Below are 24,773 nucleotides of genomic sequence, written 5' to 3' on the forward strand. Positions count from 1 at the left end.
GGAATATTCGGGTCAAGCGCCGCGGACGGCGGACACCGCGCCGGCGAGCTCCGGGTCGCTCGCGGCCTTGTCGAGCGCGGTCCGCAGCACCGCGTTGTACGTCGGTTCGGTCTCCGCGTAGCGCTTGCGACCGGCGTCGGTGATCACCGAGTAGACGCCGCGGCGGTCGTCTTCGCACAGGTCGCGGATGGTCAGGCCGGCGTCTTCGAGGCGGGCGCACATGCGGCTGACCGAGCTCTGGTTGAGGCCGATCGCGTCGGCGAGCTCCTGCATCCGCAGCCCGCCACGGGGGCCCGCGACGAGCTTGCCGAGTGCGCGGTACTCGGACAGGCCCAGCCCGTGGCGGCGCTGCAGGGCTTTGGCGAGCTCCTGCTCGATCCGGGCGTGCAGCACGAGAACCCGGCCCCAGGCCTGTTCGTCGACGGTCATCTTCCGGCCTCCTCTTGACGCCAGGATAGTCCAGGGACAGTATTTATATGTACATGCAAGTACATCGAGAGGGTGGACATGAGCGATCGCAGCTTCCTGTTCCTGGTGGGCGCGGCACGGGCCGGGGGCAACACCGAAATGCTGGCCCGGCTGGCGGCCAAGGAGCTGCCCGAGGACGTCGAGCAGCGGTGGATCCGGCTGCCGGAGGTGCCGCTGCCGCCGTTCGAAGACCGCCGCCACGGCGCCGGCGAGCACCCGCCGCCGGGTGCGAACGAGCAGTTGCTGATGGACGCGACCTTCGCGGCGACGGACATCGTGATCGTGTCGCCGGTGTACTGGTACTCGGTGGCCGCGAGCGTGAAGCTCTACCTCGACTACTGGTCGGGCTGGATGCGGCTGCCGGTCGAGTTCAAGCCGCGGATGCGCGGCAAGACGTTGTGGGGCGTGAGCGTCCTGAGCGAGACGGCGCGCGAGGCCCAGCCGCTGATCGGCACGCTGGAACTGTGCGCGGAGTACCTGAGCATGAACTGGGGCGGGGTGCTGCTCGGCAACGGCAGCCGTCCCGGCGACGTGCTCCTGGACGAGGGCGCGACGGCGGCCGCGCGGACGTTCTTCGCCGGCGCGGAGCTGATCACCGCCTAAGCCAGGACGTCCTTCGCGATCAGGCGGAGGCCGCGCACCAGGTCGCCGCCCGAGGGGGCGTGGCCCGGGTCGATCAGCCACTGGAGCATCACGCCCGACAGCAGGGCCTGGTGCACGGTGCCGACGGCCCGGGCCTCGGCGCTCTCGTCGTCGAGGCCCTGGAAGAGGTTCGCCAAGCCGTGGCGGGCCTGCTCGACGGCGTTCGCCAACTGGGCGCGGACGTGCTCGTCGAGGTCCGGTTGCGAGCAGGCCTCGAAGCTCACCGCCCACATCCGGCGGTGCTCGCCGAACGACTCGATCACCCGCTGCCAGATCAGCTCGAACCGCTCGGCCGGTGACGCGTCCGGCGGCGTCGCCACCTGCAGCGTCTTCGCCAGCGTCTCGCCCCACTCCTCGTTCGCCTCGATCAGGGCGGCGTTGAGCAGCGCCTCGCGCGAGCCGAAGTGGTAGCCGATGGCCGCCATGCTCACGTTCGCCGCGGAGGCCAGGTCTCGCACCGTCGTGCGGGCATAGCCCTTCTCATACAGGCAGCGCTTCGCGCCGGCCAGCAGTGACTCCTTGTTGCCCATGGCCGGACCCTAGCACGAACGTCTTAGGCGAACGAATTGCGCAAACGCATTGCGCGATCGCCCAAATCGAGGTTACCGTTCCCGGTATGCAGAACAGACGAGTCCTCATTTCCGGCGCGAGCGTCGCCGGTCCCGCCCTGGCCTTCTGGCTCCGCCGCCACGGCTTCACGCCGACGGTCGTCGAACGTGCCCCCGAGCTGCGCGACGGCGGCTACGCGGTCGACTTCCGCGGCGCGTCGCTGCAGGTCCTCGACCGGATGGGCCTGCTGGGCGCGGTCGAGTCGGCGGCCACCCGGATGGGCGATGTGACCTATGTGGACGGTGCGGACCGGCCGCTGGTGGTCACGCCGGCGAGCTACCAGAGCGGCGAGCTGGAGATCCTGCGCGGCGACCTCGCGCGCATCCTGTACGACGCGACGCGCGACGGCGTCGAGTACGTCTTCGGCGACTCGATCACCGGCCTCACCGAGCACGGCGACGGCGTCACGGTCACCTTCGCCCACGGCGAGCCGCGCGAGTTCGACCTGGTCATCGGGGCCGACGGGCTGCACTCGAACGTGCGGTCGCTGGCCTTCGGCGACGAGGCCCGGTTCCGCCACGACCTCGGCTACTACGTCTCCATCTTCACCGTGCCGAACCACCTCGGCCTCGACCACGTCGGCCGGTTCTACAACGAGCCGAACCGGACCGTCGGCGTCTACAGCGCGCGGGGCAACACCGAGGCGAAGGCGCTGTTCTGGTTCGGCGCCGATCGGCTGGCGTACGACCACCGTGACGTCGGGCAGCAGCGCCGGATCGTCGAGGAGACGTTCCGCGACGTCGGCTGGGAGACGCCGACGCTGCTCGAGGCCATGCGGGACGCGCCGGACTTCTACTTCGACTCGGCGAGCCAGATCAAGCTGGATTCGTACGCCCGCGGGCGCGTCGGCCTGGTCGGCGACGCCGCGTACTGCGCCGCGCCGCTCTCGGGGATGGGAACGAGCCTGGCGATCGTCGGCGCGTACGTGCTCGCGGGCGAGCTCGCGGCGGCCGGCGGCGACCACACGACGGCGTTCGGCGCCTACGCCCGCGAGATGCGCGGGTTCGTCGACGCCTGCCAGAAACTGGCCGAGGGCAACGGGAAGTGGTTCGTCCCGCCGACGCGCGGGTGGCTGCGCTTCCGCAATCTGAACTACCGGCTGCTGCCGTACCTGCCGTGGCGCAAGCTGATCGAGGAGCTGCCGCTCAAGGCGGGCAACGCGATCACGCTCAAGCCGTATGCGACGGCGCCGGCGTGACGCCGCGGCGCTTCGCGATGCCGGCCATGTTCTCCTCGCCCCAGTCGCCCAGCGGCAGCAGCGCCGTGTTCAGCCGCTGACCGAGCTCGGTCAGCGAGTACTCGACCTTCGGCGGGATCTCGTGGAACACCTCGCGGTGCACGATCTCGTCCGCCTCCAGCTCCCGCAGGGCCTGGATCAGCATCTTTTCGCTGATCCCCGCCACCTTCCGCTTCAGCTCGCCGAACCGCAGCGGCTCGGCGTGCAGCGCCCAGAGGATCAGGGCCTTCCACCGGCCGCCGATGACGTCGACGGCCGCGTCCAGCCCGCAGCGGTACGTTCGAGGCTGCATCCAGGATCCTTACGTTTTGGTGGGTACCTGACTTATTAGTCGGTACTTGTCCAGTGTAAAGCGCGTCAGCAGCATGGAATCCATGGGAGAAAGCAAGAAAAACGTGGGCGTGCTCGGCCTGGGGCGGATGGGCGCCGCTCTCGCCGGGGCGCTCCTGGAGGCGGGACACGACGTCTCGGTGTGGAACCGGTCGCCGCTCAAGGCGGGACCACTGCTCGACCGCGGCGCCCAGCTCGCGGCCACGCCCGCGGAAGCGGCTTCGGCGGACGTCGTCATCAGCTGTCTGTCCACATACGACACCCAGTGGCCGGTGCTCGAGGCGGCGTCACCGAAAGTGCTCGTCAACCTCACGTCCGGCACGCCGGAGCAGGCCCGTGCCGCCGCGAAGTGGGCGGCGTCCGAAGGGATCGACTACGTGGATGGGGTGATCATGGCCGTGCCGCAGGGCATCGGGACACCGGCGGCGCAGGTCCTCTACAGCGGTTCCGAACCGGTGTTCGCGGCGCAGCGCGAAGTGCTGGAAGTGCTGGGCACGCCGGTGTTCCTCGGCGAGGACGCCGGGCTGGCGGCGCTGTACGACCTGGCGCTGCTCGGCATGATGTGGTCGACCATGGCCGGCTACCTGCACGCACTCGCGCTGGTCGGGACCGAAGGCGTCACGCCGGCGCAGTTCGCGCCGATGGCGTCGGCGTGGCAGTCGGCCGTCGGCGGGTTCCTGCCCGGCATCGGCGAGCAGGTCGCCGGCGGCGACTACGCCACTGACGTGTCCTCTTTGGACATCAACGCGGCCGGGCTCGGCCTGCTGGTCGAGACGAGCCGCGCGCAGGGGATCAGCACGGCGGTGCCCGCCGTGCTGCGGGAGTTGTTCGACCGCGCGGTCGCGGCGGGCCACGGCTCGCACGCGATCGCCAGCGTCATCGAGGAGATCCGGTGAAGTACCTCGGGAAGAAGGCCGTCGTCACCGGAGGAACGCACGGCATGGGGCTGGCGGTGGTCCGCGCCCTGCTCGACGGTGGTGCGGAGGTGCTGCTGACCGGCCGGGACGTCTCGCCGCTCGAAGGGACGCTGCCGGGTAAGGCGCACCTGCTGTCGTCGGACGCCGCCCGCCTGGCCGACGTCGACGAGCTGGGCGCGGCGGCCGCGGAGACGCTCGGCGAGCTGGACCTGGTGTTCGTCAACGTCGGGTTCTCGACGCTGACGCCCTACGAGGATGCGACGCCGGAGCTCTACGACCGGACGTTCGACGTCAACACCAAGGGCGCGTACTTCACGGCCCGGCGGCTCGCCCCGTTGGTCCGGTCCGGCGGCTCGTTCGTGTTCACGACGTCGGTCGCGGCCGAGGCGGGAATCGCCGGGATGGGCCTGTACTCGGCGGCGAAGGCGGCGGTGCGCTCGTTCGCCCGCACGTACGCGGCCGAGCTGGCCCCCCGCGGGATCCGGGTCAACGTGGTCAGCCCCGGCTACACCGACACGCCGACGATGGGCGTGACCGGCGTGCCGGAGCAGGTCTTGGCGGAGTTCAAGGCGATCGGCGACGAGATCACCCCGCTGAAGCGCCACGCAACGCCGGAGGAGATCGCGGCGGCGGTGCTGTTCCTGGCGTTCGACGCAACGTTCACCACCGGCGCCGACCTTCCTGTGGACGGGGGTCTGGGGCAACGCTTGACGCTGCCCGGGTGAGGTGGGTGCTTGCGCCGGTCGGGCGGTGCCTCACCCCGCCCGGGTGAGGTGGGCGCCCAGGCCGGTGACCCCCGGCGCGCGGTCGGGGCGCAGGACGAGGTCGTCGTCGTAGTCGCCGCCGTTCTGCGTGCGGAAGGGGATGGGCTCGTCGGTTTCCAGGGTTCGCAGGCGTTCCCGAAGCCGGTCGCGCGCCTCGGCGAACCGGTCGTCCGGCACGCGGTCGGCGCCGTAGACCGGCACCGGCGGCAGCACCGACATCCCGGCGTAGAAGAGCGTCCCGTGCTGGAGGGGGAACAGGATCTCGTCCAGCGCCCCGTTCACCCCGCGCGGCCCCATGGACGGCTCGCGGGCACCCGCGGTGAGTACCACCATCGCGCGTTTGCCCGCGAGCCGTCCTTCGCCGTAGCGCAGGGTCCGGCCGTCCCCGGCGCGGACGCCGTACCCGAAGCCCTTCACGAAGACGCGGTCGAACCAGCCCTTGAGGATCGCCGGCAGGCCGTACCACCACAGCGGGAACTGCACGACGACCGCGTCCGCCCAGGCCAGTTTCTCGTGCTCGGCCACGATGTCCGCGCTCAGCTCGCCCCGCGCGTGCGCCCGCGCCGACGCCGCCCCGACGACCAGCCGCTCGCTCCCGGCTCCGGCTCCGAAGTCGGCGGCGTCGACCACCGGGTTCCACTTCATGGCGTACAGATCCGACTCCCGGACGTCGTGCCCGAGCTCCCGCAGCGTCCGCAGCCCGTCGTCGCGGAGGGCCCCGCTCAGCGAGCGCGGCTCGGGGTGCGCGAACAACCACAACACGTTCATGTCCCCGATGATCACGCGGCGGCGCGGCTCGATCGAGTGGCCTGATGGCCATCATGTGCAAGAATCGAGCCATGGCCGAATTCGTGCACCCGAACCGCCACCACGTCGCCGTCCTGGTCCGCCACGGCATGCTGGTGCTGGAGCTCGGCATCGTCCACCGCCTGTTCGGCGAGGCCCGTTCGGCGGCCGACGAGCCGCTGTACGAGGTCGTGACCTGCACACTCGAGCCCGGCCTCGTGCGCACGGACGCGGACGTCGCCATCCCGGTCGACCGCGGCCCCGAGGTGCTGGCCGAGGCCGACACGGTGCTCGTGCTGGCCTCCCGCGTCGAGTACGAGCCGTTGGCGCGCGTGCTCACCCCGCCGCTCAAGGCCGCCCTCGACCGCATCCGGCCGGACGCGCGCATCGCGTCGATCTGCACCGGCGCGTTCGTGCTCGCCGCGGCCGGCCTGCTCGACGGCCGCCGGGCGACCACCCACTGGCGTTCGGCGGAGGAGCTGCAGGACCGCTTCCCCGAGGTCGACGTCGACCCGTGCGTCCTCTACACCGACGACGGCGACGTGCTGACCTCGGCGGGCGTCGCCGCCGGCATCGACCTGGTGCTGCACATGATCCGCCGCGACCACGGCGCCGCGGTGGCCAACGAGGTCGCCCGCGGCACGGTCGTGTCCCCGCACCGCGAAGGCGGCCAGGCCCAGTTCGTCCGGCGGCCGGTGCCGGAGCCCCGCACGTCGTCGACCAAGGCGGCCCGGGCGTGGGCCCTGGAGAACCTGCACCGGCCGCTCACCCTGCGCGAGCTCGCCGCCCGCGAGGCGATGAGCACGCGCACGTTCACCCGCCGCTTCCGGGAAGAGGTCGGCATCTCGGCCCTGCAGTGGCTGACCCGGCAACGGATCGAGCGCGCCCGCCAGCTCCTCGAGGAGACGGACCTGCCGGTCGACCGCGTCGCCACCGAAGCGGGATTCGGCACGGCCGCCTCACTGCGCCAGCACTTCCAGGCGGCGCTCGGGGTGTCGCCGAGCGCCTACCGGTCGACGTTCCGCGGCGGGGAACTGGCTGTTCAATCCGCCTGAAATTTGGATAGCTTCACCAGTCATGGACGACTTCTACGTCAGCCACAGCCGCTTCACCGACCCGGGCCCGCACGCGGACTGGCTCGACGCCACCCCGCCCGATCTCGCCGTCCTGCGCGAAGCGGCGTCCCAGCTGGTGTTCCACTACTGGGGTTCGGGCGCCATCACGGACCACGGGTTTCCGGCCGCCCGCAACGACGAGATCACCCTCCGGTACGCCGCGGACATGTGGGCCCGCCTGCGCGAGCTCGACCCGGCGGCACCCGGCGAGCCGCGGCCGCCGCTGCACCGGATCGTCGGCTGCTGCCGCGACTTCACCCTCCTCTTCGTCTCGATGGCCCGCCACCACGGCATTCCGGCCCGCGCCCGGGTCGGCTTCGCGAGTTACCTGATGCCCGGCTGGTACCTCGACCACGTCGTCGCCGAGGTCCGCACCGCCGACGGCTGGCGCCTGGTCGAGCCCCAGCTGCCACCGGGCTTCCACGACCCGGTGGACGACGTCGGGTTCGACCTCCTCGACGTGCCCCGCGACCGGTTCCTGACCGCTCCCGACGCGTGGGCCGCGGCCCGCTCGGGCGAGCTCGACCCGGCCCTCCTCGTCGTCGCGCCGGACCTGGACGTGCCGTTCCTGCGCGGGATTCCGTACGCCTGGCACAACCTCGTGCTCGACCTCGCCGCGCTCAACAAGCACGAGATGCTCCAGTGGGACGTCTGGGGCGCACTCGACGACTCCGTCGCGCTCGCCCCGGCCACCCTCGCCCGCGCCGACGAGCTGGCCGAGCTGATGGCCGGCGCGGACGTCGACCGGCTGCGGGCGGCCTTCGAAGCCGACGACGTCCGGGTGCCGCCGGTCATCCGCACGGTCACCCCGCCGGGACAGCTCCTGGCCGAGGTTGTGCTTCGCTGACCTCGCAGGCCGTCCGCACGAACCGCGCGATCCGCGGATCCCGCGCCCCGGCCGGCCAGGCGAGCGCCAGCGAATACGGCGTCGCGTCCACGACCGGCCGGTAGACGACGTCGGCTCGCGAGCGCAGCTCGGCGACCGACGCCGGCAGCAGCGCGACCGCCTGCCCGAGCGCGACCGTTTCCAGCAGCTGGGCGCTGTCGTGCACGATCGGCCCCGGCGTCACCGGCCCGCCGGTCACGTCCTGCCCGGACCAGTACGCCCGGTCCGCGGCCGACGAGAGCGGCCAGCACGGTGTCGGCCGCCCGGCGAAGTCGGCGCAGGTCAGCACCGCCCGGCCGGCGAGCTCGTGGTCCGACGGCAGCGCGGCCACCCGTGGTTCGCTGAACAGCACCTCGACGTCCAGGCCGTGGTGCGTGCCGCCCTGACAGCCGAGCACGGCCACGTCGGCCCGGCCGTCCCGCAGCATCTCCGTCTGTTCGCCGAACCCGCTGACCCGCACCTCGACCGGATCCGGGTGCGCGTCGGCGATCCGCCGCAGCAGATCGGTCGCCACCCCCGGCTTCGCCGTGACGACGAGCGCCGGCGTCCGCTGCGCCGCCCGCCGCGTGCGCCGGACCGCCGCGGTGACGGCGTCCAGCGCCTTGGCCGACTCGGTGAAGAGGACGGCCCCGGCCGGCGTCAGCGAGACGTGCCGGCTGGTGCGTTCGAAGAGCTGCACCCCGAGCCGCCGTTCGAGCAGCCGGATCGCGCGGGACAGCGGTGGCTGCGCCATCCCGAGCCGCTCGGCGGCGCGGGAGAAGTTCAGCTCTTCGGCGACCGCGCGGAAGTACCGCAGCTCACGGACCTCGACATCGTCCATACCGGGAGAGTATCGCGGCAGAGTCCACAGGTCTTTCCCTTTCTGATTCGCGCATGGTGGGCTTGGTGTCGATAACTCCACAAAGGACGGACATCCGATGACGGAAGCACAGCGCAACAAGGAAGTGGTCCTGGCCTTCCTCCGGCTGGCCTTCACCGAGAAGCGCCCGGCCGACGCCTTCGCCGAGCACGTCGGTGAAAGCTACATCCAGCACAACCCGCACGCCCCGGCGAGCGCGGCGGCCTCGGCCCGCTACCTGGCCGGGTTCGTGGCCCGGTTCCCGGAGCTCAGCCTGGACGTGCGCCGGGTGATCGCCGAGGACGACCTCGTCTGCACGCACAGCCTCCTCCGCTTGACGCCCGGTTCGCGTGGCAGCGCGATCGCGGACGTGATGCGGGTGCGGGACGGCCGGATCGTCGAGCACTGGGACGTGGTGCAGGAGGTCCCGGAGACGACGGCGAGCGGCAACCCGATGCTGTAGGTGAGTTGTCCCGCCTCGCGGGACATCACCCCTCGGTGACCGGGCCCGGCTGGCCCGCCGCCGGATCGGTCTCCCTCGGCGCGATGCCGTGCAGCGCCGCGCTCACCACCGAGTTCACCGGCGGCGGGTCGAGGGGGGCCGTGTGCGGGAAGACCGTCGTCAGCACCGAGGCGTGGCAGTAGCCCACCAGCATCGCCGCCGTGGCGTCCACTTCGGACTCCAGGCGCAGGCGGCCCAGCGCCCGCTCCGCTTCGAGGTAGGCCACCAGCCGGTCGCGCCAGTGACCGGACCGCTCGCTGATCTCCGCGAACCGCTCCAGCACCCTGGGCTGCGCGACCAGCCCGCTGAACGCCGGCACGAGCGCCCTGTGCAGCGCCAAGCCGAACTCCACGTGGCGGCGGAGGTTCCCGAAGAGGGTGCCTTCGCCGGGCACGGGCAGCTCGCCCAGCTCCGCCTCCGTCGTGCGCACGTGCTCCAGCAGGGCCCGGGCCACCAGTTCCTCCTTGTCGGAGAAGTGGTTGTAGAGCACGCCGTCGGCGACGCCCGCCATGCGCGCGATCTCGCGCACGGTCATCCCGGCCGTGCCGTGCGTGGCGATCATCTTCTGCGCGGTCTCGAGCAGCAGGTCGTGCAGTGACTGCCCGTCCCGCTGGGCGGCGGCTTTCCTCGGTGACATCACCGCCATCGTACGGGCGCCGCCTTATGGCCTCCTTCCCGTGACCAGCCACGCTGTGCCGCGCAGCCGGACCGCGTCCGCGCCCGCGAACGGTTCGAGCGCCACCGCGAGAGCCTCGGTCGCCTTGGCCGCCCTCGCGCCGCCGGCCAGGCCCAGGTGGTGGCGGACCGGCCCCCAGTGTGTGATGAACCGCGCCGCGTCGGGGACGTCCCGGCCCCACACCTGGTCCGCCTCGACGCGGGTGCACTCCACGTCTTCGAAGCCGGCTTCGGACAGCACCGCCCGGGTGCGGTCCGGGTCCGCGAACGACGTGGGCCCGCTGCCGTCCGGCCCGGTCGGCTGCGGCAGGTAGGCCGCCATCGCGCCGAACACCCGGCCGAGATCGGTGCCGGCGAGGGCCGTCATGCAGAGGAACGCGAGCCGGCCGCCGGGGGAGAGCGCGCGCCGGACGTTGCCGAACGCCGCCACCGGGTCGGCGAAGAACATCACCCCGAACCGGCTGACCGCGAGGTCGAACCCACCCTCGGCGAAGGGGTGCACCTGGACGTCGCCCTGCTCGAACGTCACGTTCGGCACCGAAGCCGCCCGGGCTCGCGCCGTCGCGAGCATCGGCCCGGACAGGTCGACGCCGATCGCGGACCGGGCCCGCGCCGCGGCGAGCCGCGTCAGCTGGCCGTTGCCGCAGCCGATGTCGAGCACGCGGTCTTCCGCGCGCACTTGATCGAGCAGGTAGCCGTTGAAGCCGCTGTTCACGGCGTCGTAGCGGTCGGCGTGTGCCGCCCAGTGCTCGCCTTCGTAGCCGTTCCACGCTTCGGCCTGTGCGGTGTTGACGATCCCGGTCACTGTCATCCCCTCCGTTGTGAACACGCGTTCATGAACACACGTTCATGGTGTCCGCGCCGCCGGCCGGTGTCAAGGCATCGGCCACCTGCTGCCGGATGTCGGCCAGGTGGCAGATCTTCCGGCCGGCCGGACGCGGAAGACTTGTCGTCATCAGGGCAAAGCGCCTCTGACCAGCCAAAAGGAGCTCGAAATGGCCGACGTCATCGCCAACATGTCCATGTCCCTCGACGGCTTCGTGGCTGACCCGGAAGACCGCATCGATCACCTGTTCGAGTGGTTCGGCAACGGCGAGGTCGAGGTCCCCACCGCCGTCGACTGGGCCACCTTCAAGACCTCCGAAGCCAGCGCGAAGATGCTGCGCGCGGCGATGGAGAACGTCGGCGCGCTGATCACCGGCCGCCGCCTGTTCAACCTGACCCGGGGCTGGGGCGGCGCGCACCCGATGGGCGTCCCGGTCTTCGTCGTCACCCACGAAGAGCCCGCGGACTGGCCGCACCCGGACGCGCCGTTCACCTTCGTCACCGACGGCCTGGAAAGCGCCGTCGAGCAGGCCAAGAAGACCGCCGGCGACAAGAACGTCGCGGTCGCCAGCACGACGATCGCCCAGCAGTGCCTCAACCTCGGCCTGCTCGACGGTGTCCAGGTCGACCTGATCCCGGTGCTGCTCGGCTCCGGCGTCCGCTTCTTCGACCACCTCGACGCCACCACGAAGCTCGCCGACCCCGAGGTGACCGAGGGCACCGGCGTGACGCACCTGTCCTACCGGATCAAGCGCTGAGGAGCGTGACGTGCAGCGCGGCGAGGCGGGCGGGGTCGGCGATCACCTCGTACGCCGCCACCCGCTCGCCCTCGACGGTCACGGCCAGGGCGAGCACGAGCCGTCCGCGCGGCGCGACGACGACACCGACCGCGCCGTCCACCAAGGCCGCTTCGGCGAACCGGGCGCGCTTCCCGAACACCTGGGTCTCTTCGGCGACCGCGCGGGCCCCGCGCGCCTCGAGCGGTGCGCCCGCCGGCAGCGCGGCGGCGTCGGCGCGGCGGACGACGTCCGGGGCCAGCACGTCGAGCAGCGCGGCGAGGTCGCCGCCGCGGGCCGCGGCCAGGAAACTGTCGACCACCCGGCGGTGCCGGGCCAGGTCGGCCGGGGGCAGCGGGGAGGCGCCCCGGACCCGCTGTCGTGCCCGGCTCGCCAGCTTCTTCGCCGCCACGGGCGTGCGGTCCAGCACCGGGGCGATCCGGTCGAACGGCACCGCGAAGAGGTCGTGCAGCACGAAGGCGATCCGCTCGGCCGGCCCGAGCGCCGCCAGCACGACGAGCAGCGCGCGGCCGACCGAGTCGGCGAGCGCGGCTTCACCCGCCGGGTCGGCGTCGGCCACCGGCTCCGGGAGCACCTCGAACGGCTCCTCGCGGCGGGTTTTCCGCGAACGCAGGACGTCGAGGCACACGCGGGAGACGACTGTGGTGAGCCAGGCCGCCAGGTTGTCGACGGAGTCCACGCGGTTCAGCCGCAGCCATGCTTCCTGGACGGCGTCGTCCGCCTCGGCCGCCGAGCCGAGCATCCGGTAGGCGAGCCCGCGCAACCGGCCGCGTTCGGCCTCGAACTCCGCCGCCAGGTCGTCCATCGGTCACCTTTCGCTCGCGTCCACCGTCGCCTCCTCGACGTATCCCCGCGACCGGAGGTGACCGGATGAGCTTGCTGACCCCTGCCGACCTGGACGGCTGGTGCCTGCCGAACCGGATCGTCATGGCGCCGACGACCCGGGCGCGCGTGCCCGGCGGAGTGCCCGGCGACCTCCAGGCCGCCTACTACGCGCAGCGCGCCGGGGCCGGGCTCATCGTCGCCGAGGGCACCTGGGTGAGCGAAGAGGCCGTCGGCTTCTCGGACGTCCCCGGCCTGTACACCGAGGCCCAGGTCGAGGGGTGGCGGCAGGTCACCGACGTCGTGCACGCGCTCGGCGGCCGGATCGTGGTGCAGCTGTGGCACACCGGTGCGGTCTCGCACCCGGATTTCCGCGGCGGCCGGCCCGCGGGGCCCTCGGCGGTGAACCCGGACGAGCCGGTGTACCTGCCGTCCGGGCGGTGCCGCACCGGCACCCCGCGCGAACTGAGCGTGGCCGAGATCCGGGCGACGGTCGCGGACTACGGCAAGGCGGCGGAGAACGCCCGCCGCGCCGGGTTCGACGGCGTCGAGATCGCGGCCAACGGCGTGTACCTGCTCGCGCAGTTCCTGCACCCGCGGCTCAACCGCCGGACCGACGCCTACGGCGGCTCCCCGGTGAACCGGCGCAGGCTGCTCACCGAGGTCGTCGACGCGGCTGCCGCGCACGGCCGCGTCGGCGTCCGGCTTTCGCCGTGGTGGACCGGTGGACTGTTCACTGTGGACGATGCCGTGCGGGCCGAGTACGCCGAACTGGTCGCCGGGCTCGCCGCGGACTACCTGCACCTCCGGGGACCTGACGCCGGGCCGGACTTCGCGGCTCTCGCTCCTTGTCGAGAACTGTTCGACGGCCTCCTTATCGTGAACAACGGCTTCGACCGCGAGACGGGCAACGCGGTGATCGAGGCCGGGATCGCGGATGCGGTGTCGTACGCGCGGCACTTCATCGCAAATCCGGACCTGGTGACGAAGTTCGCGCTGGGCCTGCCGACCGCGCCGGCCGACCCCGCGACGTTCTACGGGGGTGGGGCGGCCGGCTACCTCGAGCCGGCGGCGCCGGTCCGGTGACCCCACCGCCTCGCGGCGCGGACGGGAACTCGGCGAAGTCGATTCCGGACATGCCCCGACGCTAGCGGCGACCACCGGCAAAACCGCGCGAGCGCGCCACCGCCAGCCCGCCGAGGACGAGCGCGACCGCGCCGATCACCAGGTCCACGTAGCCGCCGACGATGCCGTAGCCGGTGCCGGGGCCGCCCTTCGCAGCGGCCACGACCCAGCCGCCGATCACGACGGAAACCAGGCCCCCGGCCAGCGCCACGACGGCTCCCCGGCCGCGGCGCACGGCCAGGACGCCCGCGGCCACCCCCGCCACGCCGAACACGACGGCGATCAAGGACCAGAGCCGGCCCGGGGTGAGGTCGTAGGAACTGGCCGCGGCGAGGACGTTCATTGAGACTCCTTCGTGTTCCGGATCGGACGCCGGAAGCATGGCCGCGCGCACCCTGGCCCGTCGTCGTGCGCGAGCAGGCACTTCGCACTGCCGCGGGTGCCGCAGGAACCGGGCGGCTACCGCGGGCGCAGTAGCCCGGAAATGCGCGCCACGCAGGACTTCGCCGGGTGGGAACCCGGTTAGGGTGCAGGGATGAGCCGTGCGCAGGTCGTCGACGGGGTGATCGCCGCCGGGGTCGCGGCGGCCCTGGTGGCCGCCGGGCTGTCCGCGGCGCACGCGCCCGCGGACCTCGACGTCCTGGGGTACGCGGCGCTGGCGGCCGGCGGCCTGGCACTGGCCGCGCGCCGCCGCGCACCGGTCGCCGTGCTGGCCGCGACGGCGGTGTGCGCGCTCGCCTACCAGGTCGCCGGCTTCGAAGTGCCCGTCGTCGCTTACCTCTTCGCCGTGTACGGCGCCGTCCGCGCGGGACACCGGATCGCCGCGATCGTGGCTTCGGTGCTCATGCTGGGCGCGGTTCCGCTGACGCTGCTGGCTTCCGGCGTCCACGACACCGGCGCGGCGTTCGCGCAGTCGCGGGACGTCCTCCAGCTGGCGTGGCTGATCGCCGCCGGGGCGGCCGGGGAGGCGCTGCGCCAGGCCGAGCGCCGGGCCGACGAAGCCGAGCGCACCCGCGAGGAGACCGCGCGACGGCGTGCGGACGAAGAACGGCTGCACATCGCGCGGGAACTGCACGATTCGCTCACCCACCAGATCTCCGTCATCAAGGTGCAGGCCGAGGTCGCCGTCCACCTGGCCCGCAAGCGCGGTGAAGAAGTGCCCGAGGCGCTGCTGGCGATCCGCGAAGCCGGCCGCGAGGCGACCCGGGAACTGCGCGCGACCCTGGCGGCGTTGCGCGACGACGACCAGGACCCGCCGCGCGGGCTCGACGACGTCGCCGACCTCGTGCGCCGGGCGCGGACCACCGGCCTCGACGCGCAGCTGACCGTCGAAGGCGGGCAGGACGCCGTGTCGACTGTGCCGGCTGCGGTCGGCCGGACCGCCTACCGGATCGTCCAGGAGTCGCTGACCAACGTCGCCCGGCACGCCGCCGCGGCCACCGCGTCGGTCCGGATCGACCACCGGCCCGGCGCGCTGGTCATCCGGGTCGACGACGACGGGAAGTCCACTGTGGACGCCGGGCCGGGAGTCGGCCTGACCGGGATGCGCGAGCGCGTCACGGCGCTGGGCGGCCGGCTCGAGGCCGGGCCTCGTCGCGAAGGCGGGTTCCGCGTCCACGCCGAACTTCCGGTGGACCCGGCGTGATCCGCGTCCTGCTGGCCGACGACCAGCCGCTCATCCGCAGCGGGTTCCGCGCCCTGCTCGACGTCGAGGACGACATCGAGGTGGTCGCCGAAGCGGGTGACGGCGGCGAGGCGGTGCGGCTCGCGGTGGAACACCGGCCGGACATCGCGCTCGTCGACGTCCAGATGCCCGGCGTCGACGGCATCGAGGCGACCCGCCGCATCGCCGCGGACCCGGCGCTGGCCGCGGTGCACGTCGTCATCCTGACCAACTACGGCGTGGACGAGTACGTCTTCGAGGCGCTGCGCGCGGGCGCGGCCGGGTTCCTCGTCAAGGACATCCAGCCGGAGGACTTCCTGCACGCGGTGCGCGTGGCGGCCCGCGGGGACGCCCTGCTGGCGCCGTCGATCACCCGCAAGCTGATCGACCGGTACGTCACCCAGCCGCTGGTGCCCGGAGCTGGGCTGGCGGAGCTGACGAACCGGGAGCGGGAAGCCGTCACGCTCGTGGCGCGCGGGTTGTCGAACGAGGAGATCGCCGGACGGATGGTGATCAGCCCGCTCACCGCGAAGACGCACGTCAACCGGGCGATGATGAAGCTGCACGCGCGCGACCGGGCGCAGCTGGTGGTGTTCGCCTACGAGTCGGGACTGGTGGTGCCGGGCTGACCCCGGGCCGGCGAGGTCAGGCCGGGCGGCCCGCGCCCGCGTAGTCGTCGCCCTTCGAGTGGTACGTGTGGATCTGGATCGCCTGGCCCTCGGTCGGCGCGTTGATCATCAGGCCGTTGCCCAGGTAGAGCCCGACGTGGTGGATGCGCGTCGCCGGGTTGCCGTAGAACACCAGGTCGCCCAGACGCGGCTCCTGCGTGGCCGGCACCGGCGGGAGCGCGCGGAACTGGCTGTCCGCCGTCCGCGGCAGCGCCACGCCCGCGCTGTCGTACGACGCCTTCGTCAGGCCGGAACAGTCGAAGCCCGCCGCGCCCGCGTCCGGGCCGTTGCCGCCCCAGACGTACGGGAGGCCCAGCTGGCCGAGCGCGAAGCGGGTCGCGCGGACCCGCGGGGCAGCCGCGGACGCCGGGTCCAGGGAAAGCGTCGCGTACAGCTGCGCCATGCCGAGCACGCGCTGGCGGAACAGCTCGGTCTCGCCGTCCGGGTGGTACGCCGCGATCGCCTTCCACCAGCCGGGGCCCGCGCCGAGGTCGGTGCCGCCCGCGCACAGCGCGCGGCCGGCCGCGACCGGCGCGTCGGAGCCGTACTTCTTGGCCTGCGTCGCGGTGAGGCCCAGGAGGTTGCCGCCGCTGCGGCCGTGGTTCGACGCCGCCGCGCCGACGCCGGCCAAGGTGACCCACGAGAGGTGGCACGACGGGTCTTCGCCGCGGAGCGCCAGCTCGCCGTTCGCGTAGCCGACCAGCGCGTCCGCGGGGATGTCGAGGGGGCCGGCCAGCTGCTCCGCCCACTGCTGCAGCGGGCTCTTGCCGCCCTGGCCGGACGCGCCCTGGCCCGGCTCCTGAGCCTTCACCGGTGCGCTCACTTCGAGGACCGAGGGGCCCGGCACCGCGTCACGCACCAGCGGCGGGGGCACCGGGGCGGCCGCGGGTTCCGGCGAGCGGCCGGCCAGCAGCCAGCCCGCCGTGACGAGCCCGGCGACGAGCGGCAGCGCCACCAGGCCGCGCAGCGCCGCGCCGCGAGCCCACGAAGTCTGCTTCGTCGTCACAGGTTCCAACTTAGAAGAGCACACCCCTTACTGAACGAGTGAGTAGCTTGCACGTTAGGGGGACTCTCATATTGTGGGCACATGCCTGAGATCGACGCCGGACGGCTGACCACCGCGCTTCAAGATCGTTATGCGCGGATCGACGTCGTGGAGAGCACCGGCTCCACCAACGCCGACCTGCGGAAAGCTCTCGAAGAGGGCGCTGCCGACCGAACCGTTCTGCTCGCCGAAGAGCAGACCGCGGGGGTCGGCAGGCGGGCTCGTTCGTGGAGCTCGCCGAAGGGCGCCGGGCTGTACCTGAGCGTCGCGCTGCGGCCGGGCGTCCCGTTCGCGGTGCTGGGCTCACTCTCCGTCGTCGCCGGGCTCGCCGTCCGGGCCGCCGCCGCGTCCGTCGGGGTGGACGCCGTGCTCAAGTGGCCCAACGACGTCCTCGTCGGCGGCGCCAAGTGCGCCGGCATCCTCGCCGAGGCCGTCGCCGGGGGCGAGCCGTCGATCGTGCTCGGCATCGGCCTCAACGTCCTGCCCCTCGGGGACGTCCAGCCGGGTCCGGGCGGGCTGCCCGCGACGTCGCTGGCCGAGCAGGGTGCCACGAACACCGACCGCACGGACGTCGCCATCGCGCTGCTCAACGGCTTCGCCGACCTGGAACAACGCTGGCGGCTGGCCGGCGGCGACCTCACCGAGGCCGGGCTGCTCGGCGACTACCGCGCCCACTGCGCGACCCTCGGCCAGGACGTCGAGGTGCAGCTGCCGGACGGGACGGCGCTGACCGGCCGCGCGGCCGACATCGACGCCGCCGGCCAGCTGCAGGTCGACGTGGCGGGCGGGCAGCGGCACACCGTCTTCGCGGGTGACGTGGTCCACGTCCGTCCGGCCTGATTTGTCGGGGCGTCCGCGCCCACCACCTGCTCGCTCGCCGGTACGGTGAGACGACACCGCCGCACCGACCTTGGGAGCGTCCGCCGTGGCCTATCCGGACGATTTGCTCAGCGAGCAAGAGCACGTCGTGGTGCACAGTCACCCGCACTTCAAGATGCTGATCTTCCCGACGCTCGCGCTGCTGGTCACCCTGGGCGCGGGTACCTGGCTCGCGATCCTGGCCAAGGACGCGTCCTCGCCGTGGAACTCGGTCGGGCTGATCGCCATCGGGGTGGTGGCGCTCGTGCTGATCGTGTGGCTGTTCCTGGCCCCCCTCGTGCGCTGGCGGACCACCCACTTCATCGTGACGACCGACCGGCTGATCGCCCGCGAGGGCGTCCTCAAGCGCACCGGCATCGACATCCCGATGGGCCGGATCAACAGCGTCCAGTTCGAGCACGGCCTGCTCGACCGGGTCTTCGGCTGCGGCACGCTCATCATCGAGTCGGCGTCGGACGAGCCGCTGCGCTTCGAGGACATCCCGCACGTCGAGAAGGTGCACACGGTCATCTACCGCGAGGTCAACGACAACCCGTACGACGACTACCGGCCGGGTGCCCAGCAGCAGCCCCAGCAGACCGCGCCCCTGCCGCCCCAGGGCGGCGGGCACCCGCCGCGCGGAGAGAGACGACGCTGATGGGTACGCGCGCACTGGGCCTGCCCGAGCGGGTGCCCTCGGCGGGGGAGCTGCCGGACGCCGTCACGATCTGGGAGGTCGGCCCGCGCGACGGGCTGCAGAACGAGAAGGCGATCGTCCCGGTCGAGGTCAAGCTGGAGTTCCTCGACCGGCTCGCGGGCGCCGGGCTCACCACGCTGGAGGCGACCAGCTTCGTCCACCCGAAGTGGGTGCCGCAGCTGGCCGACGCCGAGCAGCTGCTGGCCCGGCTCGACCGCCGCGAAGGCGTCCGGTACCCGGTGCTGGTCCCGAACGAGAAGGGCTTGAACCGGGCCCTCGAAGCCGGCGTCGAGCACATCGCGATCTTCGCCAGCGCGACGGAGACGTTCGCGCGCAAGAACCTCAACTCCACGCTCGACGAGCAGTTCGCGATGTTCGAGCCGGTCGTCACGCGGGCCCGGGAAGCGGGCCTGGACGTCCGCGGCTACCTCTCGATGTGCTTCGGCGACCCCTGGGAAGGCGTCGTGCCGGCGAAGCAGGTCGCCGCCGCCGGCCGCCGTCTGCTGGACATGGGGTGCTCGCAGCTTTCCCTGGGCGACACCATCGGCGTCGCGACCGCCGGACAGGTCGAAGCGCTCATCGGGCTGTTCGGCGACGTCGGCACGTTGGCCGTGCATTTCCACGACACCTACGGCCAGGCGCTCGCGAACACCCTGGCGGCGCTCCGATGTGGAGTGTCGACTGTGGACTCGTCGGCGGGTGGGCTCGGCGGCTGCCCGTACGCCGAATCGGCCACCGGGAACCTGGCGACCGAGGACCTGGTGTGGATGCTGGCGGGCCTGGGGGTGGCCACCGGCGTCGACCTGGACGCGCTGGTGGCGGCCAGCGCGTGGATGGCGGGACAGCTCGGCCGCCCGAGCCCGTCCCGCGTGGTCGCCGCACTGAGCTGAGCCATCGGGGGCTCCGCCACGGAGCCCCCGGAAGAAAACTGACCTCGTTGCGCCCTGGGGGATGGGGTGCGGTATCAAGGGGGACCGGCAGCGCCGCGGCCGCGTCGACAAGCGTGTGCCCACCGGGCACCGACCGAGCCGGAGGATGGGTGTGACCGAGCCTTCCGAGGCGGGCTCCGAACCGGGCGAGGGCGACCTCGACACCGGGCCGGTGCAGCTGCCCGGGTACGGCCTGGCGGATTCGGGTGCCTTCGAAGAGGCGCCCACCCCGCCCTCGGGCAACCCCGCGGCGTTTCCGCACGCGGTGTCGCCGCTGCTGCCGCCGTTCCAGCTGCCCCCGGCCCCGCCGCCCCCGCCGACACCGGCTCCGCTGCTGCCGCCGCCGGTGGCCGGGCCGCCGCCGGTCGCGGGCCCGCCGCCGAACCCGGGGTCGCCCGCGCCGCTGCCGCCGCTCGGCTCGCCGCGCACGGAACGGGAAAGCATCGTCGCGCTGTTCCTGGTGCACATGTTCCCGATCGGGCACCTGCCGGTGGCGATGGACAAGCCGGCGCGCCAGCTGCCGCTGCCCGACGACCCGGACGGTTTCCCGCCGAACGACCACCCGGACGCCCGGCTGATCTTCGACGACCAGGCCCTGACCAACGTCACCGCGGGCTTCCGCCGCTCGCCGACCGCGCCGTCGCGGCCGGTGCCGCGGCACCTGAAAGAGGGGTATGTGCCGTACGCGCGGGCGACGCGGGCGGTGTGGATCCGCCGGTTCGTCGTCGGGCAGAGCGAGCTCGGCCCCGAGTACGCGTGGCCGCCGGGCGAGGAGTTCCCCGAGGGCAGCATCGACTGGCCCGAGCCGGTGATGGTCCCGGCCAACACGGTCCTCGACCGCTTCGGCCCGGCCTACGGGCGAGTTCTTTACGAGGACGGCACGCCGTTCGCGGAACGCTCGTTGCCACCGGCGACGCTCGACGCCGAATACCGCCGGTACGTCGTCGTGCGCAAGGTGCCGATGTGGCGCTCGGAGACCGCGAACTGGTTCGGCCAGGTCGGCGGCGGCACCCGGTACCGTGCCCTGCTGGCGGCCGACGAACTCGTGACCCTCGGCTACCTCGCCGAGGCCAAGGGGGAAGAGGACTGATGAACACCCAGTCGATCCAGCGGTGGCTCGGCGTGCTGGGCGTGCCGCCGGAGGTCGTCTCGCTCGGCGCCGAGGTCGACAACGCCTGGTGCCTGATGCAGGGCGAGGACGAGGCGTGGGAGGTGTTCTGGCGCGAGCAGGGCAACCGCTACGACTGGGCGCGGTTCACCAGCGAGCAGGTGGCGTGCCACTACCTGTTCGGCCGGCTGGCCTGGGCCCAGGTCGCCCGCGGCGCCGTCGGCCTGCTCCCCGGCTCCTGACCCGCACGGGTCAGCGCTTGAGGACGGCCAGCGCCTCGTCGTGGAGGCGGCCGTTCGTCGAAAGCGCGCTCCCGTTGTCGTAGCGCCCGACGCCGTCCAGGTCGCTGAACCGGCCGCCCGCCTCGGTGACGATCACCTGCGCGGCCGCGACGTCCCACGGGTTGACGATGCACTCGGCCGCCACGTCCAACGCGCCCTCGGCCACCAGCACGTGGTGCCAGAAGTCGCCGAACGCGCGGGTCTCCCAGCACGCGTCCACCAGGCCGAGGTACTTCTCGCGCGAGTGGTACTTCGTCCACGAGTTCAGGTCCGTTGTGGACAGATAGGCGTCCGAAAGGGACGAAACCTTCGAAACCGACAGCCGCCGGGTGCCGGCGGTGTCCGAAGAAAACGCGCCATCACCCGAAGCCGCCCACCAGCGGCGGCCCAGCAAAGGGGCGCTGATCAGGCCCACCACCGGGTCGCCGTTCGAAACCAAGGCGATCAGGGTCGCCCAAACGGGTACTCCGCGAAGGAAGTTCTTGGTCCCGTCGATCGGGTCCAGCACCCACGCGCGGCCGGTCGACGCCGAGCCGCCGCGTTCCTCGCCGAGCACCGCGTCGCCCGGACGTTCCGAAGCCAGCAAGGCCCGGATCGCGTCCTCGACCGCGGTGTCGGCGTCGGTCACCGGGGTGCGGTCGGGCTTGCGCTCCACCGCCAGGTCCAGGGCGCGGAACCGCGCCGTCGTGATCGCGTCGGCGGCGTCGGCCAGCCGGGTGGCGAGAGCCAGATCATCTTCGTAGCCAGGCACGGTCACGATGTTTTCACGCCCGCGAGCCGTAGAGTTGGCCAGGTGAGCATGGTCCTACTTGCCGAAGACGATCCGGCCATCGCCGAACCGCTCTCCCGCGCCCTCGAACGCGAGGGATACGAGATCCACGTCGTCACCGACGGCCCTTCGGTGCTCGACGCCACCGCCGCTCAGCGCGTCGACCTGCTCGTGCTGGACCTCGGCCTGCCCGGGATGGACGGTCTGGAGGTCTGCCGGCGGCTGCGCGCGGCCGGCACCGAACTGCCCGTCCTGATGCTCACCGCCCGCACCGACGAGGTCGACTTCGTCGTCGGCCTGGACGCGGGCGCGGACGACTACGTCGCCAAGCCGTTCCGGCTCGCCGAGCTGCTCGCCCGGATCCGCGCGCTGCTGCGCCGGCGGGTGCCCGAGGTGCTGGACGCCGGCGGGGTGCGGATGGACCTCGGCGCCCGGCTGGTCACCGTGGACAACCACGAGGTCCAGCTGGCGAACAAGGAGTTCGAGCTGCTGCGCGTGCTGATGAGCCGCGCCGGGCAGGTCGTCAGCCGCGACGAGATCCTCGCCGAGGTCTGGAACGACCTCGAGTCGAAGACGTCGAAGACGCTCGACATGCACATGTCGTGGCTGCGCCGGAAGCTCGCCATCGCGGCCGACGAGGCCGCGGGTCGCACCAGCAAGACCCACGACGGCGAACGGCGGATCGCGACCGTCCGCGGCGTCGGCTTCCGCTTCAACAGCGAATAAGCCGTGCGCCGCCGCATCCTGCTCGCCATCCTGCTGGCCGTCGCGGTCAGCTCGGCGGTCCTCGGCATCCCGCTGGGCATCGTGGCGAGCTGGCAGATCGAGTCGAGCTACCGCGAGACGCTCGCGGAGAACGCCCGCGCGGCGGCGGCGATCCTGGACACCGAAATCGCCAACGGCCAGGAGATCGACCTCGACCAGGTGCGCGCGGCCGTCCCGGCGAACGGGCTGCTCACCGTGCGGACCAGCGGCCAGGAAGAAAAGCGCTACGGCAGCAGTCCCGGTCCCGACACCGTCACCGAAACGGCTGACCTGGCCCGCGACGGCAAGGTCGAGATCGCCGTCCCGGCCGGGCCGATGCACGAACGGCAGACGACGGTGACGCTGGTCGTCGTGCTGCTGGTGCTGCTGTCGATCGGCACCGGCGCGGTGGTCGCGATCGCGACGGCCCGGCGGCTCGCGAAGCCGCTGCGGCACGTGGCCGAGCGCGCGGCCCGGCTCGGCGGGGGCGACTTCCGGCCCGACCCGAGCCGTTACGGCGTCGGCGAGCTCGACATGGTCGCCGAAGCGCTGGACGCGTCCGGCACCGCGCTGGCCCAGCTCGTGCAGCGCGAGCGCCAGCTCGTCGGCGACGTCTCGCACCAGCTGCGCAGCCGGCTGACCGCGCTGCAGCTGAGGCTGGAACCGCTCACCGTGCACCCGGACGACGAGGTGGCGGACGAGTCGAAGGCGGCCCAGGAGCAGGCGGACCGGCTCGCGGAGGCGTTGGACGAGCTGCTGGCGGCGGCCCGCGCGGCGCGCGAGGTCGGCGCGGAACCGGTGGACCTGCCGACGCAGCTGCCGGAGATGGCGCAGGAGTGGCGCGAGCTGCTCCGCTCGGAGGGCCGCAACCTGCGGACGCGCGTGGCCGACGGCCTGATGGCCCGGGCCACCCCGGGCCGGCTCCGCGAGGTCATCGGGGTGCTGCTGGACAACGCGCTGCGCCACGGCTCGGGCACGGTGACCCTGATCGCCCGCCGCGGCGACGCCGAGGGCACGGTGGTGATCGAGGTGAGCGACACCGGCCCCGGCGTCCCGGACGAGCTGGCACCGCACATCTTCGAGCGCGGCTTCTCGGGCGGCGGCTCGACGGGCGTCGGCCTGGCGCTGGCGCGTGCCCTGGTCGAGGCGGACGGCGGCCGCCTGGAGCTGTCGAACCGCCGCCCGGCGGTGTTCAGCTTGTTCCTGAAGGTGCCGCGGCCGAGCGACGTCCCCGAGGTGCGCTGGCCGGCCGAGCGCGTCCCGCGGTAGGAGGCGCGCCCGGCCGCCGGTTCAGATCAGCCCCTCCCGCAGCGCATACGCGACCGCGTGCGAGCGGTTCCGCAGCTGGAACCGGTTGGTCACGTCGTGGAGGATGCTCTTCACCGTGCGCTGCGAGTAGCACAGCTCGTCGGCGATCTCCTGCGTCGAATACCCCGCCGCGACGAGCCTGAGCACGTGCGTCTCCCGGTCGCTCATGCCGCCCAGGCGCAGGCCGCGCGGCTCGAGCACCTGGCGCTGCAGGCGCGAAACCCGGTTCAGCAACCGGCCGAGCAGGTCCGGCGGCAACGCGCCTTCCCCGGCCGCGGCGGCCTTGATCAGGCGGACGAGGACGTCCGGTCCCGCGTCGGCGCGGCGGGCGACCGCGCAGACGCCGTGCTCGACCGCGTTCAGGATTTCGTTGTCGTCGACTTCGCCCGCCACCAGCACGATGCGGGTGAAGCCCTGGCGGTGCAGCGCGGACAGCAGCTGGGTCATCTTCTCGTCGAGCCGGTCGGCGACCAGCAGGGCGACCAGAGCCGTGCCGTCGTCCACCACCCGGACGTCGTCGCGCGAACGCAGCGTCGTGCAGACGCCGTTGTGCAGGATCGGATCGGTGGCGCGGACCACCACCGGGGTCCGGTCGGTTTCGAACATCGTTCCCCATTCCCCTCGAACGGTGCAGGCTGCCCAGCCTGCCCGCAAGGGTGTCCCGGGCGCATGGGACCGGGGTCCCGAAGTTGCCCGGACGGGAGGTCAGGACCGGCCGAGCCCCGCGTCCCTGGCGCGGACGATCGCCTCGGCCCGGTCGGCCACGTGGAGCTTGGCGAAGACGTTCGAGATGTGGTTGCGCACGGTTTTCGGGCTCAGGCACAGCGTGCTCGCGATGAGGCTGTTGCTGTGCCCGGCCGCGATCAGCGCGAGCACCTCGCGCTCGCGCCCGGTCAGCTCCGGGAACACCGGCTCGCTGGCCGGGGGCTGGGCGAAGAAGGCGAGCACGCGGTTCGCGATGTCCGGGCCGAAGATCGCCTCCCGGCGGGCGACCGCCTGCACGGCGCGGATGATCTCGTCCGGCTCGGCGTCCTTGAGCAGGTAGCCGCGGGCACCGGCGCGCATCGCCGCGAAGACCGACTCGCTTTCGTCGGCCATCGTCAGCATCAGCACGCCGGTGCCCGGGTTCGCCGTCACGATGTGCCGGGTCGCCTGGATCCCGGACAGGTCGGGCAGGTGCAGGTCCATCACCACGACGTCCGGGCGCAGGGCGGCGGCGGAGGCGACCGCGTCGGCTCCGCTGGCGGCCTCGCCGACGACCTCGATCCCGGGTTCGGCGGCGAGCAGCGTGCCGACGCCGATCCGGAACAGGGGATGGTCGTCCACGACGAGGACGCGCAGGTCGCTCATCCGCCCTCACCTCCC

General features: G+C 72.6%; 31 protein-coding genes. 18 read left to right on the forward strand and 13 right to left on the reverse strand.

Going from position 1 to position 24,773, the window contains the following annotated elements; genetic code table 11:
- Positions 1 to 12: 12 nt before the first annotated feature.
- Positions 13 to 429: a MarR family winged helix-turn-helix transcriptional regulator gene (locus ACWED2_RS30030; protein WP_449693852.1), complete on the reverse strand. Its 417-nt coding sequence runs from the start codon at positions 427 to 429 to the stop codon at positions 13 to 15.
- Positions 430 to 507: 78 nt separating this feature from the next.
- Here ACWED2_RS30030 and ACWED2_RS30035 point away from each other — a divergent pair, with 78 nt between their 5' ends.
- Complete coding sequence (locus tag ACWED2_RS30035) at positions 508 to 1,071, forward strand: flavodoxin family protein (protein ID WP_449693853.1); 564 nt, start codon at positions 508 to 510, stop codon at positions 1,069 to 1,071.
- Here the strand turns inward: ACWED2_RS30035 and ACWED2_RS30040 are convergent.
- Positions 1,068 to 1,640 (reverse strand): TetR/AcrR family transcriptional regulator, encoded by a 573-nt coding sequence (locus tag ACWED2_RS30040; protein WP_449693854.1) that lies wholly within the window; start codon positions 1,638 to 1,640, stop codon positions 1,068 to 1,070. The genes ACWED2_RS30035 and ACWED2_RS30040 overlap by 4 nt on opposite strands.
- A gap of 86 nt (positions 1,641 to 1,726) precedes the next feature.
- Here ACWED2_RS30040 and ACWED2_RS30045 point away from each other — a divergent pair, with 86 nt between their 5' ends.
- A complete protein-coding gene (locus ACWED2_RS30045) occupies positions 1,727 to 2,917 on the forward strand; it encodes an FAD-dependent monooxygenase (protein WP_449693855.1) in 1,191 nt (396 codons plus the stop codon).
- On the opposite strand, the gene ACWED2_RS30050 is transcribed toward ACWED2_RS30045, so the two are convergent.
- Positions 2,889 to 3,248 carry a winged helix-turn-helix transcriptional regulator gene (locus ACWED2_RS30050; protein WP_449693856.1) on the reverse strand — a complete coding sequence of 120 codons (360 nt, stop codon included), beginning with the start codon at positions 3,246 to 3,248 and terminating at the stop codon, positions 2,889 to 2,891. The two genes, ACWED2_RS30045 and ACWED2_RS30050, sit on opposite strands and share 29 nt — an antisense overlap.
- 82 nt (positions 3,249 to 3,330) lie before the next feature.
- Between ACWED2_RS30050 and ACWED2_RS30055 the strand changes: the two genes are divergently transcribed.
- Both ACWED2_RS30055 and ACWED2_RS30060 read left to right on the forward strand, forming a co-directional pair.
- Entirely contained in the window at positions 3,331 to 4,182 is an 852-nt protein-coding gene (locus tag ACWED2_RS30055; RefSeq protein ID WP_449693857.1) for an NAD(P)-dependent oxidoreductase, read from the forward strand.
- Positions 4,179 to 4,928 carry an SDR family NAD(P)-dependent oxidoreductase gene (locus ACWED2_RS30060; protein WP_449693858.1) on the forward strand — a complete coding sequence of 250 codons (750 nt, stop codon included), beginning with the start codon at positions 4,179 to 4,181 and terminating at the stop codon, positions 4,926 to 4,928. The genes ACWED2_RS30055 and ACWED2_RS30060 overlap by 4 nt, the downstream gene beginning before the upstream one ends.
- Before the next feature lie 30 nt (positions 4,929 to 4,958).
- On the opposite strand, the gene ACWED2_RS30065 is transcribed toward ACWED2_RS30060, so the two are convergent.
- Positions 4,959 to 5,735 (reverse strand): NAD(P)H-dependent oxidoreductase, encoded by a 777-nt coding sequence (locus ACWED2_RS30065; protein ID WP_449693859.1) that lies wholly within the window; start codon positions 5,733 to 5,735, stop codon positions 4,959 to 4,961.
- A gap of 71 nt (positions 5,736 to 5,806) precedes the next feature.
- Between ACWED2_RS30065 and ACWED2_RS30070 the strand changes: the two genes are divergently transcribed.
- Together ACWED2_RS30070 and ACWED2_RS30075 are read left to right on the forward strand one after the other, a co-directional pair.
- Entirely contained in the window at positions 5,807 to 6,808 is a 1,002-nt protein-coding gene (locus ACWED2_RS30070; protein ID WP_449693860.1) for a GlxA family transcriptional regulator, read from the forward strand.
- A 22-nt stretch (positions 6,809 to 6,830) separates the two neighbouring features.
- Positions 6,831 to 7,715 carry a transglutaminase domain-containing protein gene (locus ACWED2_RS30075; protein ID WP_449693861.1) on the forward strand — a complete coding sequence of 295 codons (885 nt, stop codon included), beginning with the start codon at positions 6,831 to 6,833 and terminating at the stop codon, positions 7,713 to 7,715.
- Here the strand turns inward: ACWED2_RS30075 and ACWED2_RS30080 are convergent.
- Positions 7,672 to 8,574 (reverse strand): LysR family transcriptional regulator, encoded by a 903-nt coding sequence (locus tag ACWED2_RS30080; protein ID WP_449693862.1) that lies wholly within the window; start codon positions 8,572 to 8,574, stop codon positions 7,672 to 7,674. The genes ACWED2_RS30075 and ACWED2_RS30080 overlap by 44 nt on opposite strands.
- Before the next feature lie 97 nt (positions 8,575 to 8,671).
- Between ACWED2_RS30080 and ACWED2_RS30085 the strand changes: the two genes are divergently transcribed.
- Positions 8,672 to 9,055 (forward strand): nuclear transport factor 2 family protein, encoded by a 384-nt coding sequence (locus ACWED2_RS30085; protein ID WP_449693863.1) that lies wholly within the window; start codon positions 8,672 to 8,674, stop codon positions 9,053 to 9,055.
- A 25-nt stretch (positions 9,056 to 9,080) separates the two neighbouring features.
- On the opposite strand, the gene ACWED2_RS30090 is transcribed toward ACWED2_RS30085, so the two are convergent.
- Both ACWED2_RS30090 and ACWED2_RS30095 read right to left on the reverse strand, forming a co-directional pair.
- Entirely contained in the window at positions 9,081 to 9,740 is a 660-nt protein-coding gene (locus ACWED2_RS30090; protein ID WP_449693864.1) for a TetR/AcrR family transcriptional regulator, read from the reverse strand.
- Between the two features lie 15 nt (positions 9,741 to 9,755).
- Positions 9,756 to 10,580: a class I SAM-dependent methyltransferase gene (locus ACWED2_RS30095; protein ID WP_449693865.1), complete on the reverse strand. Its 825-nt coding sequence runs from the start codon at positions 10,578 to 10,580 to the stop codon at positions 9,756 to 9,758.
- Positions 10,581 to 10,764: 184 nt separating this feature from the next.
- Between ACWED2_RS30095 and ACWED2_RS30100 the strand changes: the two genes are divergently transcribed.
- A complete protein-coding gene (locus ACWED2_RS30100) occupies positions 10,765 to 11,352 on the forward strand; it encodes a dihydrofolate reductase family protein (protein ID WP_449693866.1) in 588 nt (195 codons plus the stop codon).
- Here the strand turns inward: ACWED2_RS30100 and ACWED2_RS30105 are convergent.
- Complete coding sequence (locus tag ACWED2_RS30105; RefSeq protein ID WP_449693867.1) at positions 11,342 to 12,196, reverse strand: sigma-70 family RNA polymerase sigma factor; 855 nt, start codon at positions 12,194 to 12,196, stop codon at positions 11,342 to 11,344. The genes ACWED2_RS30100 and ACWED2_RS30105 overlap by 11 nt on opposite strands.
- A 65-nt stretch (positions 12,197 to 12,261) precedes the next feature.
- On the opposite strand from ACWED2_RS30105, the gene ACWED2_RS30110 reads away from it, so the two are divergent.
- Positions 12,262 to 13,299: an alkene reductase gene (locus ACWED2_RS30110; protein ID WP_449693868.1), complete on the forward strand. Its 1,038-nt coding sequence runs from the start codon at positions 12,262 to 12,264 to the stop codon at positions 13,297 to 13,299.
- A 61-nt stretch (positions 13,300 to 13,360) separates the two neighbouring features.
- On the opposite strand, the gene ACWED2_RS30115 is transcribed toward ACWED2_RS30110, so the two are convergent.
- Positions 13,361 to 13,681, reverse strand: coding sequence for a DUF6223 family protein (locus ACWED2_RS30115; RefSeq protein WP_449693869.1), 321 nt, complete (start codon positions 13,679 to 13,681; stop codon positions 13,361 to 13,363).
- 192 nt (positions 13,682 to 13,873) lie between these two features.
- Between ACWED2_RS30115 and ACWED2_RS30120 the strand changes: the two genes are divergently transcribed.
- Both ACWED2_RS30120 and ACWED2_RS30125 read left to right on the forward strand, forming a co-directional pair.
- Complete coding sequence (locus ACWED2_RS30120) at positions 13,874 to 14,983, forward strand: sensor histidine kinase (RefSeq protein ID WP_449693870.1); 1,110 nt, start codon at positions 13,874 to 13,876, stop codon at positions 14,981 to 14,983.
- The gene (locus ACWED2_RS30125) at positions 14,980 to 15,630 is read left to right on the forward strand and encodes a response regulator (RefSeq protein WP_449693871.1); all 651 of its coding nucleotides are present in this window, start codon (positions 14,980 to 14,982) and stop codon (positions 15,628 to 15,630) included. Before ACWED2_RS30120 ends, ACWED2_RS30125 begins: the two co-directional genes overlap by 4 nt.
- 16 nt (positions 15,631 to 15,646) lie before the next feature.
- On the opposite strand, the gene ACWED2_RS30130 is transcribed toward ACWED2_RS30125, so the two are convergent.
- On the reverse strand, positions 15,647 to 16,675 hold the full coding sequence (locus ACWED2_RS30130; protein ID WP_449693872.1) for a C40 family peptidase: 1,029 nt from the start codon (positions 16,673 to 16,675) through the stop codon (positions 15,647 to 15,649).
- 81 nt (positions 16,676 to 16,756) lie between these two features.
- Here ACWED2_RS30130 and ACWED2_RS30135 point away from each other — a divergent pair, with 81 nt between their 5' ends.
- From ACWED2_RS30135 to ACWED2_RS30155, 5 genes are all read left to right on the forward strand, one after another.
- Positions 16,757 to 17,554 carry a biotin--[acetyl-CoA-carboxylase] ligase gene (locus ACWED2_RS30135; RefSeq protein ID WP_449693873.1) on the forward strand — a complete coding sequence of 266 codons (798 nt, stop codon included), beginning with the start codon at positions 16,757 to 16,759 and terminating at the stop codon, positions 17,552 to 17,554.
- Positions 17,555 to 17,639: 85 nt separating this feature from the next.
- On the forward strand, positions 17,640 to 18,230 hold the full coding sequence (locus ACWED2_RS30140; RefSeq protein WP_449693874.1) for a PH domain-containing protein: 591 nt from the start codon (positions 17,640 to 17,642) through the stop codon (positions 18,228 to 18,230).
- A complete protein-coding gene (locus ACWED2_RS30145) occupies positions 18,230 to 19,159 on the forward strand; it encodes a hydroxymethylglutaryl-CoA lyase (protein WP_449693875.1) in 930 nt (309 codons plus the stop codon). Before ACWED2_RS30140 ends, ACWED2_RS30145 begins: the two co-directional genes overlap by 1 nt.
- Before the next feature lie 145 nt (positions 19,160 to 19,304).
- Positions 19,305 to 20,288 carry a TNT domain-containing protein gene (locus tag ACWED2_RS30150; protein WP_449693876.1) on the forward strand — a complete coding sequence of 328 codons (984 nt, stop codon included), beginning with the start codon at positions 19,305 to 19,307 and terminating at the stop codon, positions 20,286 to 20,288.
- Entirely contained in the window at positions 20,288 to 20,548 is a 261-nt protein-coding gene (locus tag ACWED2_RS30155) for a hypothetical protein (protein WP_003105220.1), read from the forward strand. Before ACWED2_RS30150 ends, ACWED2_RS30155 begins: the two co-directional genes overlap by 1 nt.
- Positions 20,549 to 20,558: 10 nt before the next feature.
- Here ACWED2_RS30155 and hisN read toward each other — a convergent pair whose 3' ends face one another.
- Positions 20,559 to 21,344, reverse strand: a complete 786-nt coding sequence (gene hisN, locus ACWED2_RS30160; protein ID WP_449693877.1) for a histidinol-phosphatase — start codon at positions 21,342 to 21,344, stop codon at positions 20,559 to 20,561.
- A gap of 42 nt (positions 21,345 to 21,386) precedes the next feature.
- Here hisN and ACWED2_RS30165 point away from each other — a divergent pair, with 42 nt between their 5' ends.
- Both ACWED2_RS30165 and ACWED2_RS30170 read left to right on the forward strand, forming a co-directional pair.
- The gene (locus ACWED2_RS30165; RefSeq protein ID WP_449693917.1) at positions 21,387 to 22,082 is read left to right on the forward strand and encodes a response regulator transcription factor; all 696 of its coding nucleotides are present in this window, start codon (positions 21,387 to 21,389) and stop codon (positions 22,080 to 22,082) included.
- A gap of 3 nt (positions 22,083 to 22,085) precedes the next feature.
- Positions 22,086 to 23,369: an ATP-binding protein gene (locus ACWED2_RS30170; protein WP_449693878.1), complete on the forward strand. Its 1,284-nt coding sequence runs from the start codon at positions 22,086 to 22,088 to the stop codon at positions 23,367 to 23,369.
- 21 nt (positions 23,370 to 23,390) lie between these two features.
- On the opposite strand, the gene ACWED2_RS30175 is transcribed toward ACWED2_RS30170, so the two are convergent.
- Positions 23,391 to 24,014: a response regulator transcription factor gene (locus ACWED2_RS30175; protein ID WP_449693879.1), complete on the reverse strand. Its 624-nt coding sequence runs from the start codon at positions 24,012 to 24,014 to the stop codon at positions 23,391 to 23,393.
- A 99-nt stretch (positions 24,015 to 24,113) separates the two neighbouring features.
- Positions 24,114 to 24,758 (reverse strand): response regulator, encoded by a 645-nt coding sequence (locus ACWED2_RS30180; protein ID WP_449693880.1) that lies wholly within the window; start codon positions 24,756 to 24,758, stop codon positions 24,114 to 24,116.
- Positions 24,759 to 24,773: the final 15 nt, after the last annotated feature.

The organism is Amycolatopsis sp. NPDC005003 (genome assembly GCF_053600695.1).